The 12,224-nt window shown below is 54.5% G+C and carries 7 protein-coding genes, 2 tRNA genes and 3 rRNA genes; 11 read left to right on the forward strand and 1 reads right to left on the reverse strand.

Features of this window, described 5'->3' with window-relative positions:
• Positions 1–266: 266 nt before the first annotated feature.
• The 6 genes from ACA062_RS03930 (at position 267) to msrQ (ending at position 6,241) form a co-directional block, all read left to right on the forward strand.
• A complete protein-coding gene (locus ACA062_RS03930; RefSeq protein ID WP_497455298.1) occupies positions 267–1,991 on the forward strand; it encodes an acetolactate synthase 3 large subunit in 1,725 nt (574 codons plus the stop codon).
• Positions 1,992–1,993: 2 nt separating this feature from the next.
• Entirely contained in the window at positions 1,994–2,485 is a 492-nt protein-coding gene (ilvN, locus tag ACA062_RS03935) for an acetolactate synthase small subunit (protein WP_003176102.1), read from the forward strand.
• Between the two features lie 48 nt (positions 2,486–2,533).
• Positions 2,534–3,550, forward strand: a complete 1,017-nt coding sequence (gene ilvC, locus ACA062_RS03940) for a ketol-acid reductoisomerase (protein WP_122540428.1) — start codon at positions 2,534–2,536, stop codon at positions 3,548–3,550.
• A gap of 144 nt (positions 3,551–3,694) precedes the next feature.
• Positions 3,695–4,549 carry a CDP-diacylglycerol--serine O-phosphatidyltransferase gene (pssA, locus tag ACA062_RS03945; RefSeq protein ID WP_497455299.1) on the forward strand — a complete coding sequence of 285 codons (855 nt, stop codon included), beginning with the start codon at positions 3,695–3,697 and terminating at the stop codon, positions 4,547–4,549.
• Between the two features lie 58 nt (positions 4,550–4,607).
• The gene (gene msrP / locus ACA062_RS03950) at positions 4,608–5,621 is read left to right on the forward strand and encodes a protein-methionine-sulfoxide reductase catalytic subunit MsrP (protein ID WP_497455300.1); all 1,014 of its coding nucleotides are present in this window, start codon (positions 4,608–4,610) and stop codon (positions 5,619–5,621) included.
• A complete protein-coding gene (gene msrQ, locus ACA062_RS03955) occupies positions 5,621–6,241 on the forward strand; it encodes a protein-methionine-sulfoxide reductase heme-binding subunit MsrQ (RefSeq protein WP_497455301.1) in 621 nt (206 codons plus the stop codon). Before msrP ends, msrQ begins: the two co-directional genes overlap by 1 nt.
• Positions 6,242–6,360: 119 nt before the next feature.
• On the opposite strand, the gene ACA062_RS03960 is transcribed toward msrQ, so the two are convergent.
• Complete coding sequence (locus tag ACA062_RS03960) at positions 6,361–6,660, reverse strand: hypothetical protein (RefSeq protein WP_497455302.1); 300 nt, start codon at positions 6,658–6,660, stop codon at positions 6,361–6,363.
• Positions 6,661–6,796: 136 nt separating this feature from the next.
• On the opposite strand from ACA062_RS03960, the gene ACA062_RS03965 reads away from it, so the two are divergent.
• From ACA062_RS03965 to rrf, 5 genes are all read left to right on the forward strand, one after another.
• Positions 6,797–8,333 (forward strand): 16S ribosomal RNA (locus ACA062_RS03965).
• Between the two features lie 165 nt (positions 8,334–8,498).
• Positions 8,499–8,575: transfer RNA gene (locus ACA062_RS03970), tRNA-Ile, on the forward strand.
• A gap of 34 nt (positions 8,576–8,609) precedes the next feature.
• Positions 8,610–8,685: transfer RNA gene (locus tag ACA062_RS03975), tRNA-Ala, on the forward strand.
• Between the two features lie 250 nt (positions 8,686–8,935).
• Positions 8,936–11,827: ribosomal RNA gene (locus ACA062_RS03980) — 23S ribosomal RNA — on the forward strand.
• A 156-nt stretch (positions 11,828–11,983) separates the two neighbouring features.
• Positions 11,984–12,099 (forward strand): 5S ribosomal RNA (rrf, locus tag ACA062_RS03985).
• Together the 16S, 23S and 5S rRNA genes with 2 tRNA genes alongside form the textbook arrangement of a ribosomal RNA operon.
• The last annotated feature ends 125 nt before the right edge of the window (positions 12,100–12,224 follow it).

The raw sequence follows: 12,224 nt of genomic DNA on the forward strand, positions 1-12,224 counted from the left end.
CCAAAGTCCGCTGTAGAGGGACTGCCAGAAGCAGACCCACTCGGCAGATCATGAGGCGCACATCCGCGCCGACCTGTTACACCCGCAACGCGTTACCTCGCGCTGGGTGGGAAAGCCCCGCAACACTTGGGACGATCCCAATACTTGCTCAGTCAGTGCTGACGTAGTCGGCGACCACCGTCGCTCATGCTCTGCCGAGAAGTAAACCTATTAAGACCCGTCCTCTTTCATGTGGGCGGTATTCTGGCGTTTTAGAGGTGAACAACGTGGAGCTTTTATCTGGCGGTGAGATGCTCGTCCGCTTTTTGCGTGACGAAGGCGTCAAGTACATCTACGGGTACCCGGGTGGTGCTCTTCTTCATGTCTACGATGCCCTGTTCAAAGAACCGGAAGTGACCCACATCCTGGTTCGTCATGAGCAGGCTGCGACCCATATGGCTGACGGCTATGCCCGTGCCACCGGTAAAGCCGGCGTGGTACTTGTGACCTCGGGCCCGGGCGCAACCAACGCCATCACCGGTATTGCCACGGCCTACATGGACTCCATTCCGATGGTGATCATTTCCGGCCAGGTGCCTAGCACCATGGTAGGCACCGATGCGTTCCAGGAAACCGACATGATCGGTATCTCCCGGCCGATCGTGAAGCACAGCTTCATGATCAAGCACGCTTCGGAAATCCCGGAAGTCATGAAGAAAGCGTTCTACCTGGCGCAATCCGGTCGTCCTGGTCCGGTCGTTGTCGATATTCCGAAAGACATGACCAACCCGGCCGAGAAGTTCGAATACATCTTCCCGAAGAAAGCCAAGCTGCGCTCCTACAGCCCGGCCGTTCGCGGACACTCCGGGCAAATCCGCAAGGCAGCCGAAATGCTCCTGGCGGCCAAGCGTCCTGTGATGTACGCAGGCGGCGGCGTGATCCTCGGTGGTGGCTCCGCGCCACTGACCGAATTGGCGAAGTTGCTCAACCTGCCCGTGACCAATACCCTGATGGGCCTGGGTGCCTACCCGGGCACCGACCGTCAGTTCATTGGCATGCTCGGCATGCATGGCAGCTACACCGCTAACCTGGCGATGCATCACGCCGATGTGATCCTGGCAGTCGGTGCACGTTTCGATGACCGTGTGATCAACGGCCCGGCGAAGTTCTGCCCGAACGCCAAGATCATCCATATCGACATCGACCCGGCTTCGATCTCCAAGACCATCAAGGCCGACGTGCCTATCGTTGGTCCGGTCGAAAGCGTCCTGACCGAAATGGTCGCGATCCTCAAGGAAATCGGCGAGACCCCGAACAAGGAGTCCGTTGCCAGTTGGTGGAAGCAGGTTGATGAATGGCGCGGTGATCGCGGCCTGTTCCCTTACGACAAGGGAGACGGCAGCGTCATCAAGCCCCAGACCGTGGTCGAAACCCTGTGCGAAGTGACCAAGGGCGATGCCTTTGTTGCCTCGGACGTGGGCCAGCACCAGATGTTCGCTGCGCAGTACTACAAGTTCAACAAGCCAAACCGCTGGATCAACTCCGGTGGCCTGGGCACCATGGGCTTCGGTTTTCCGGCGGCCATGGGCATCAAGTTGAGCTTCCCGGATGCCGACGTAGTCTGCGTAACAGGCGAGGGCAGCATCCAGATGAACATCCAGGAGCTCTCCACCTGCCTGCAATACGGTTTGCCGGTGAAGATCGTCATCCTGAACAACGGTGTGCTGGGCATGGTTCGCCAGTGGCAGGACATGAGTTATGGCAGCCGCCACTCGCACTCATACATGGAATCGTTGCCTGACTTCGTCAAACTCGCAGAAGCTTACGGTCACGTCGGCGTGCGCATCACCGAGTCGAAAGATCTGAAGTCGAAGATGGAAGAAGCGTTCGCCATGAAAGATCGTCTGGTGATCATCGATGTTTCGGTTGATACCAGCGAGCACGTCTACCCGATGCAGATCAAAGACGGCTCCATGCGCGATATGTGGCTGAGCAAGACGGAGCGTACTTAATCATGCGGCACATTATTTCCTTGCTTCTGGAAAACGAACCGGGCGCTCTGTCTCGTGTAGTCGGCCTGTTCTCGCAGCGCAACTACAACATCGAAAGCCTGACCGTGGCGCCCACCGAAGACCCGACCCTGTCGCGTCTGACGCTGACCACGGTAGGTCACGATGAAGTCATCGAGCAGATCACCAAGAACCTGAACAAGCTGATCGAAGTGGTCAAACTGGTCGATCTGTCGGAAAGTGCTCACATCGAGCGCGAACTGATGCTGGTCAAAGTCAAGGCCACCGGCGCCCAGCGCGCCGAGATCAAGCGCACCACCGATATTTATCGTGGACAGATCGTCGATGTCAGTGCCAGCGTGTATACCGTTCAATTGACCGGTACCAGCGACAAGCTCGACAGCTTCATTCAGTCCATTGGCACCGCCTCGATCCTGGAAACCGTCCGTAGCGGCGTAACCGGTATTGCCCGCGGCGACAAAGTACTCAGCATCTAAACCAAATTAGCGAATGGCCTGAACGGCCTGGATATATAGGGGAATTTCATGAAAGTTTATTACGAAAAAGACTGCGACCTGTCGATCATCCAGGGCAAGAAAGTTGCCATCATTGGTTACGGCTCCCAGGGCCACGCTCAAGCGTGCAACCTGAAAGACTCCGGCGTTGACGTGACTGTTGGCTTGCGTAAAGGTTCGGCCACTGTTGCCAAAGCCGAAGCTCATGGCCTGAAAGTGACCGACGTTGCTTCCGCCGTAGCCGCTGCCGACCTGGTCATGATCCTGACCCCGGACGAGTTCCAGTCCGCGCTGTACAAGAACGAAATCGAGCCGAACATCAAGCAAGGCGCCACCCTGGCCTTCTCCCACGGCTTCGCGATCCACTACAACCAGGTTGTTCCGCGCGCCGACCTCGACGTGATCATGATCGCGCCGAAAGCACCGGGCCACACCGTGCGTTCCGAGTTCGTCAAAGGCGGCGGTATCCCTGACCTGATCGCTATCTACCAGGATGCTTCGGGCAACGCCAAGAACGTTGCACTGTCCTACGCCGCCGGCGTTGGTGGCGGTCGTACCGGTATCATCGAAACCACCTTCAAGGACGAGACCGAAACCGACCTGTTCGGCGAACAAGCCGTTCTGTGTGGCGGTACCGTTGAACTGGTAAAAGCCGGTTTCGAAACCCTGGTTGAAGCTGGCTACGCGCCGGAAATGGCCTACTTCGAATGCCTGCACGAACTGAAGCTGATCGTTGACCTCATGTACGAAGGCGGTATCGCCAACATGAACTACTCGATCTCCAACAACGCCGAGTACGGCGAGTACGTGACCGGTCCGGAAGTGATCAACGCCGAATCCCGTCAGGCCATGCGCAACGCCCTGAAACGTATTCAGGACGGCGAATACGCCAAGATGTTCATCAGCGAAGGCGCTACCGGCTATCCTTCGATGACCGCCAAGCGTCGTAACAACGCCGCTCACGGTATCGAAATCATCGGCGAGCAACTGCGCTCCATGATGCCGTGGATCGGTGCCAACAAGATCGTCGACAAAGCCAAAAACTAAGTCGCGCACTTGTACGGAAAACGCGGCCTAGGCCGCGTTTTTTCGTTTGGGGGTCCGGTTCTGGTATAAAGCTGCATCGTTTGCGGCCGAACCCTCGTCCCGGACGCCTGTCAAAACTCTCCACCCTGTTGCAAGGTAATGTCCATGAGCGAACGTCCCGAAGAGCCACACCAGGCTTCTGACGCCGAAAGCCTGCTGCCCATCGATGAACATATCGAGGAAGGGCATGACGCTGAAGGCCGTAAAGTCCGGCATCGTGGTATCTATCTTCTGCCGAATCTGTTCACCACTGCGAACCTGTTCGCAGGGTTTTATTCCATCATCAACTCGATGAGCGCCCAGAGCGCCTTGAGTGCCGGTGACACCCTCGGCGCGAGCAAGTATTTTGGCTTTGCCGCGATCGCGATTTTCGTCGCCATGGTGCTCGACGGCCTCGACGGTCGCGTTGCCCGGATGACCAATACCCAGAGCGCTTTCGGTGCCGAGTACGATTCGCTGTCGGACATGGTTGCCTTTGGTGTCGCGCCGGCGTTGCTGGCATTCGGCTGGGCCTTGGGCGACATGGGGAAGGTCGGCTGGATGGTTGCGTTCATCTATGTCGCAGGCGCAGCCTTGCGCCTGGCGCGTTTCAACACCCAGGTCGGCACCGCGGACAAACGCTACTTCATCGGCCTGGCCAGTCCGGCTGCCGCGGGTGTGGTCGCGGGTATCGTCTGGGCGTTCAGCGACTACGGCATCCAGGGTTCCAAGATGTCCTTCCTGGTGGCGTTGATGGTCGCGGCCGCGGGCATGCTGATGGTCAGCAACATCAAGTACAACAGCTTCAAGGAGCTGGACTTGAAGGGGCGTGTGCCGTTCGTGGCGATTCTCGCCGTGGTCCTGGTGTTTGCCGTCGTGTTCAGTGATCCGCCGCGCATTCTGCTGCTGGTTTTCCTCGCCTATGCAGCCTCTGGTCCGGTGCAATATCTGTTACGACTTCGTCGGCACAAGACTCTGTAATTTCCCCCATACTCTGCAGTCTATTGGTGCATAGGTTCTCCAATGCTGCGGAGTTGTCATGCTGATCAAAGTCCCCAAGGCGTCTGACTGTCATGAGTCGGACGTCACGCCCGAACCCTTCTATCTCTCTCGACGCAATGTGCTGACTGCTGCCGTCGCCGGTCTGGCTGTGAGCAGCCTGCCACGGTGGGCGAGCGCCGCCGATGCCGCGCGTTATCCAGGCGTAGAGCCTGGCAAGGCGCCATCCTGGTTTGCCGAAAAGCTTCCCGCTACCCAGTGGGGGGCGGTGAACGTCAAGGATGAGGCCGTCACGCCGTTCAAGGATGCAACCCACTACAATAATTTCTACGAGTTCGGCACCGATAAAGGTGATCCGGCGGCGAACGCCGGTGCGTTGAAGACCGAGCCGTGGAGTGTGGTGGTGGACGGCGAGGTGGGTAAGCCGGGACGGTATGCGCTGGAGGACTTCATGAAGCCCTATCAGCTGGAAGAGCGCATTTACCGTCTTCGCTGTGTGGAAGCCTGGTCGATGGTCATCCCGTGGATCGGCTTTCCCATCTCGGCGTTGCTCAAGGAAGTCGAGCCGACCTCCAGCGCCAGGTTTATTCGTTTCGAAACCCTGCAGGACCCCAAGACCATGCCGGGGCAGCGTTCTGGTTTTGCTTTGATCGACTGGCCTTATGTAGAAGGGTTGCGACTGGATGAGGCAATGAATCCTTTGGCCATTCTTGCAGTGGGCATGTATGGGCGTGAATTGCCTAACCAGAACGGCGCGCCACTGCGTCTGGTGGTGCCGTGGAAGTACGGCTTCAAGAGCATCAAATCCATCGTGCGGATCAGTCTGGTGAGCGAGCAGCCAAAAACCACCTGGCAGAGCATTGCCTCGGATGAATATGGCTTCTATGCGAACGTGAATCCCACGGTCGATCACCCGCGCTGGACCCAGGCCCGTGAAAGGCGGTTGCCGAGTGGTCTGTTCAAGCCCAATGTGCGTGACACGCAGATGTTCAACGGCTACTCGGATGAAGTCGCTTCTTTATATACAGGGCTCGATCTACGGAAAAACTACTGATGCGATATCCGTTCTGGCGAATCGGGGTCTTCATCGCCGCCGCGGTGTGGCCACTGCTTTGGTTGTATCAGGCGTGGGAGGATGTGCTGGGGCCTGATCCAGGCAAGGTGCTGGTTGACCGGCTAGGTTTGGGGACGCTGGTGTTGCTGCTGATAACCTTGAGCATGACGCCGCTGCAGAAACTCACGGGTTGGGCGGGGTGGATTGCTGTTCGGCGACAGCTGGGGTTGTGGTGTTTCGCCTACGTAGTGCTGCATCTGAGTGGTTATACGGCGTTCATCCTCGGCTTCGATTGGTCGCAGCTGGGTGTCGAGTTGCGCAAGCGGCCGTACATTATTGTCGGGGCGCTGGGCTTTCTCTGCTTGCTGGCGTTGGCGGTGACCTCCAATCGTTACAGTCAGCGGCGCTTGGGGGCGCGCTGGAAGAAACTGCATCGGCTGGTCTATGTGATTCTCGGGCTTGGTTTGCTGCATATGTTATGGATCGTGCGCGCCGACCTGAAGGAGTGGGCGATCTATGCCTCTATAGGTGTACTGCTATTAGTGCTGCGGTTGCCGCCCGTAGCCCGTCGAATTCCACGATTAATCGCTAAAAAGACACCTTCTGCGCGAAAGGCGTAATTAAAGGTTGACGGCAGATTCTGGAAGTCTATAATTCGCCCCACTTCCGGCGCAGTCGAAACGGGAAACTCCTTGGTAAACAAAGAGTTACGCAGTTTTCGGCAGCGAGTTGCTTCAGTTCATCGAAGCCCAGAAGGAGTTGAAAGAGCGGTGATGTTTGGCTCTTTTAGCGGTTCGATCTTCTCGGTCGAAAGCGGAGAAAAAGAGGTGTTGACAGCAGCGAGTAACGCTGTAGAATTCGCCTCCCGCTGACGAGAGATCGGAAGCGCAAGTGGTTGAAGTTGTTGAGGATTTCCAAGCGAAACTTTGAAAACTTCTGAAAATAACCGCTTGACAGCAGCAGAGGAAAGCGTAGAATGCGCGCCTCGGTTGAGACGAAAGTTCTTAACCAACCGCTCTTTAACAACTGAATCAAGCAATTCGTGTGGGTGCTTGTGGAGTCAGACTGATAGTCAACAAGATTATCAGCATCACAAGTTACTCCGCGAGAAATCAAAGATGTAACCAACGATTGCTGAGCCAAGTTTAGGGTTTCTTAAAAACCCAAAGATGTTTGAACTGAAGAGTTTGATCATGGCTCAGATTGAACGCTGGCGGCAGGCCTAACACATGCAAGTCGAGCGGTAGAGAGAAGCTTGCTTCTCTTGAGAGCGGCGGACGGGTGAGTAATGCCTAGGAATCTGCCTGGTAGTGGGGGATAACGCTCGGAAACGGACGCTAATACCGCATACGTCCTACGGGAGAAAGCAGGGGACCTTCGGGCCTTGCGCTATCAGATGAGCCTAGGTCGGATTAGCTAGTTGGTGAGGTAATGGCTCACCAAGGCGACGATCCGTAACTGGTCTGAGAGGATGATCAGTCACACTGGAACTGAGACACGGTCCAGACTCCTACGGGAGGCAGCAGTGGGGAATATTGGACAATGGGCGAAAGCCTGATCCAGCCATGCCGCGTGTGTGAAGAAGGTCTTCGGATTGTAAAGCACTTTAAGTTGGGAGGAAGGGCAGTTACCTAATACGTTGCTGTCTTGACGTTACCGACAGAATAAGCACCGGCTAACTCTGTGCCAGCAGCCGCGGTAATACAGAGGGTGCAAGCGTTAATCGGAATTACTGGGCGTAAAGCGCGCGTAGGTGGTTTGTTAAGTTGGATGTGAAATCCCCGGGCTCAACCTGGGAACTGCATTCAAAACTGACAAGCTAGAGTATGGTAGAGGGTGGTGGAATTTCCTGTGTAGCGGTGAAATGCGTAGATATAGGAAGGAACACCAGTGGCGAAGGCGACCACCTGGACTGATACTGACACTGAGGTGCGAAAGCGTGGGGAGCAAACAGGATTAGATACCCTGGTAGTCCACGCCGTAAACGATGTCAACTAGCCGTTGGGAGCCTTGAGCTCTTAGTGGCGCAGCTAACGCATTAAGTTGACCGCCTGGGGAGTACGGCCGCAAGGTTAAAACTCAAATGAATTGACGGGGGCCCGCACAAGCGGTGGAGCATGTGGTTTAATTCGAAGCAACGCGAAGAACCTTACCAGGCCTTGACATCCAATGAACTTTCCAGAGATGGATTGGTGCCTTCGGGAACATTGAGACAGGTGCTGCATGGCTGTCGTCAGCTCGTGTCGTGAGATGTTGGGTTAAGTCCCGTAACGAGCGCAACCCTTGTCCTTAGTTACCAGCACGTCATGGTGGGCACTCTAAGGAGACTGCCGGTGACAAACCGGAGGAAGGTGGGGATGACGTCAAGTCATCATGGCCCTTACGGCCTGGGCTACACACGTGCTACAATGGTCGGTACAGAGGGTTGCCAAGCCGCGAGGTGGAGCTAATCCCAGAAAACCGATCGTAGTCCGGATCGCAGTCTGCAACTCGACTGCGTGAAGTCGGAATCGCTAGTAATCGCGAATCAGAATGTCGCGGTGAATACGTTCCCGGGCCTTGTACACACCGCCCGTCACACCATGGGAGTGGGTTGCACCAGAAGTAGCTAGTCTAACCTTCGGGAGGACGGTTACCACGGTGTGATTCATGACTGGGGTGAAGTCGTAACAAGGTAGCCGTAGGGGAACCTGCGGCTGGATCACCTCCTTAATCGACGACATCAGCTGCTCCATAAGTTCCCACACGAATTGCTTGATTCATTGAAGAAGACGATTTAGAAGCAGCCCGTAATCAGGTTGTAGCTTAGTTGGTTAGAGCGCACCCCATGCTTTGTGGTAAAGAGCAGGGTGAGGTCGGCCTGAGTAGCTCGAAATTGGGTCTGTAGCTCAGTTGGTTAGAGCGCACCCCTGATAAGGGTGAGGTCGGCAGTTCGAATCTGCCCAGACCCACCAATTTTGCTTGTGTGGGAAACGCCTGTAGAAATACGGGGCCATAGCTCAGCTGGGAGAGCGCCTGCCTTGCACGCAGGAGGTCAACGGTTCGATCCCGTTTGGCTCCACCACTACTGCTTCTGTTTGTTGAAAGCTTAGAAATGAGCATTTCCTTCGTATGAAGGCTAAATGTTGATTTCTAGTCTTTGATTAGATCGTTCTTTAAAAATTTGGGTATGTGATAGAAAGATAGACTGAACAACACTTTCACTGGTGTTGGATCAGGCTAAGGTAAAATTTGTGAGTTGCTCTTAATTGAGTATTATCGAATTTTCGGCGAATGTCGTCTTCACAGTATAACCAGATTGCTTGGGGTTATATGGTCAAGTGAAGAAGCGCATACGGTGGATGCCTTGGCAGTCAGAGGCGATGAAAGACGTGGTAGCCTGCGAAAAGCTTCGGGGAGTCGGCAAACAGACTTTGATCCGGAGATGTCTGAATGGGGGAACCCACCTAACATAAGTTAGGTATCTTAAGCTGAATACATAGGCTTAAGAAGCGAACCAGGGGAACTGAAACATCTAAGTACCCTGAGGAAAAGAAATCAACCGAGATTCCCTTAGTAGTGGCGAGCGAACGGGGACTAGCCCTTAAGTGGCTTTGAGATTAGCGGAACGTTCTGGAAAGTACGGCCATAGTGGGTGATAGCCCTGTACGCGAAAATCTCTTAGTCATGAAATCGAGTAGGACGGAGCACGAGAAACTTTGTCTGAATATGGGGGGACCATCCTCCAAGGCTAAATACTACTGACTGACCGATAGTGAACTAGTACCGTGAGGGAAAGGCGAAAAGAACCCCGGAGAGGGGAGTGAAATAGATCCTGAAACCGTATGCGTACAAGCAGTGGGAGCCCACTTTGTTGGGTGACTGCGTACCTTTTGTATAATGGGTCAGCGACTTATTTTCAGTGGCGAGCTTAACCGAATAGGGGAGGCGTAGCGAAAGCGAGTCTTAATAGGGCGTCTAGTCGCTGGGAATAGACCCGAAACCGGGCGATCTATCCATGGGCAGGTTGAAGGTTGGGTAACACTAACTGGAGGACCGAACCGACTACCGTTGAAAAGTTAGCGGATGACCTGTGGATCGGAGTGAAAGGCTAATCAAGCTCGGAGATAGCTGGTTCTCCTCGAAAGCTATTTAGGTAGCGCCTCATGTATCACTGTAGGGGGTAGAGCACTGTTTCGGCTAGGGGGTCATCCCGACTTACCAAACCGATGCAAACTCCGAATACCTACAAGTGCCGAGCATGGGAGACACACGGCGGGTGCTAACGTCCGTCGTGAAAAGGGAAACAACCCAGACCGTCAGCTAAGGTCCCAAAGTTATGGTTAAGTGGGAAACGATGTGGGAAGGCTTAGACAGCTAGGAGGTTGGCTTAGAAGCAGCCACCCTTTAAAGAAAGCGTAATAGCTCACTAGTCGAGTCGGCCTGCGCGGAAGATGTAACGGGGCTCAAACCATACACCGAAGCTACGGGTATCACTTAGGTGATGCGGTAGAGGAGCGTTCTGTAAGCCTGTGAAGGTGAGTTGAGAAGCTTGCTGGAGGTATCAGAAGTGCGAATGCTGACATGAGTAACGACAATGGGTGTGAAAAACACCCACGCCGAAAGACCAAGGTTTCCTGCGCAACGTTAATCGACGCAGGGTTAGTCGGTCCCTAAGGCGAGGCTGAAAAGCGTAGTCGATGGAAAACAGGTTAATATTCCTGTACTTCTGGTTATTGCGATGGAGGGACGGAGAAGGCTAGGCCAGCTTGGCGTTGGTTGTCCAAGTTTAAGGTGGTAGGCTGGAATCTTAGGTAAATCCGGGATTCTAAGGCCGAGAGCTGATGACGAGTGTTCTTTTAGAACACGAAGTGGTTGATGCCATGCTTCCAAGAAAAGCTTCTAAGCTTCAGGTAACCAGGAACCGTACCCCAAACCGACACAGGTGGTTGGGTAGAGAATACCAAGGCGCTTGAGAGAACTCGGGTGAAGGAACTAGGCAAAATGGCACCGTAACTTCGGGAGAAGGTGCGCCGGTGAGGGTGAAGCATTTACTGCGTAAGCCCATGCCGGTCGAAGATACCAGGCCGCTGCGACTGTTTATTAAAAACACAGCACTCTGCAAACACGAAAGTGGACGTATAGGGTGTGACGCCTGCCCGGTGCCGGAAGGTTAATTGATGGGGTTAGCTAACGCGAAGCTCTTGATCGAAGCCCCGGTAAACGGCGGCCGTAACTATAACGGTCCTAAGGTAGCGAAATTCCTTGTCGGGTAAGTTCCGACCTGCACGAATGGCGTAACGATGGCGGCGCTGTCTCCACCCGAGACTCAGTGAAATTGAAATCGCTGTGAAGATGCAGTGTATCCGCGGCTAGACGGAAAGACCCCGTGAACCTTTACTATAGCTTTGCACTGGACTTTGAATTTGCTTGTGTAGGATAGGTGGGAGGCTTTGAAGCGTGGACGCCAGTTCGCGTGGAGCCAACCTTGAAATACCACCCTGGCAACTTTGAGGTTCTAACTCAGGTCCGTTATCCGGATCGAGGACAGTGTATGGTGGGTAGTTTGACTGGGGCGGTCTCCTCCTAAAGAGTAACGGAGGAGTACGAAGGTGCGCTCAGACCGGTCGGAAATCGGTCGTAGAGTATAAAGGCAAAAGCGCGCTTGACTGCGAGACAGACACGTCGAGCAGGTACGAAAGTAGGTCTTAGTGATCCGGTGGTTCTGTATGGAAGGGCCATCGCTCAACGGATAAAAGGTACTCCGGGGATAACAGGCTGATACCGCCCAAGAGTTCATATCGACGGCGGTGTTTGGCACCTCGATGTCGGCTCATCACATCCTGGGGCTGAAGCCGGTCCCAAGGGTATGGCTGTTCGCCATTTAAAGTGGTACGCGAGCTGGGTTTAGAACGTCGTGAGACAGTTCGGTCCCTATCTGCCGTGGACGTTTGAGATTTGAGAGGGGCTGCTCCTAGTACGAGAGGACCGGAGTGGACGAACCTCTGGTGTTCCGGTTGTCACGCCAGTGGCATTGCCGGGTAGCTATGTTCGGAATAGATAACCGCTGAAAGCATCTAAGCGGGAAACTAGCCTCAAGATGAGATCTCACTGGGACCTTGAGTCCCCTGAAGGGCCGTCGAAGACTACGACGTTGATAGGTTGGGTGTGTAAGCGCTGTGAGGCGTTGAGCTAACCAATACTAATTGCCCGTGAGGCTTGACCATATAACACCCAAGCAATTTGTGAGCCTGAAAAGGCACCAGATTGCGGTGTGTGAAGACGAAACGAACCGAAAGTTCGATCTCACAAAACACCGAAAACTATCACATACCCACTTTGCTGAAGCGAGGCCATCAGGCCGCGACTCGGTACCCGAATTTCTTGACGACCATAGAGCATTGGAACCACCTGATCCCATCCCGAACTCAGCAGTGAAACGATGCATCGCCGATGGTAGTGTGGGGTTTCCCCATGTGAGAGTAGGTCATCGTCAAGATTAAATTCCGAAACCCCTATCTGCGCATGCAGGTAGGGGTTTTGTTTTTGCCTGGAATAAAGCGAAATCCGCCAGTACAAATTTGCGCAGTTATTTTCGTTTCAGAACACTAGAATAGGTCCAAC

The sequence above is a fragment of the Pseudomonas sp. LBUM1679 genome, assembly GCF_059695565.1.

Bases quoted from the DNA above. Each gene is read 5' to 3' on its own strand.
- ilvN (WP_003176102.1), top strand. From the start codon at position 1,994: ATGCGGCACATTATTTCCTTGCTTCTGGAAAACGAACCGGGCGCTCTG.
- ilvC (WP_122540428.1), top strand. From the start codon at position 2,534: ATGAAAGTTTATTACGAAAAAGACTGCGACCTGTCGATCATCCAGGGC.
- pssA (WP_497455299.1), top strand. From the start codon at position 3,695: ATGAGCGAACGTCCCGAAGAGCCACACCAGGCTTCTGACGCCGAAAGC.
- msrP (WP_497455300.1), top strand. From the start codon at position 4,608: ATGCTGATCAAAGTCCCCAAGGCGTCTGACTGTCATGAGTCGGACGTC.
- msrQ (WP_497455301.1), top strand. From the start codon at position 5,621: ATGCGATATCCGTTCTGGCGAATCGGGGTCTTCATCGCCGCCGCGGTG.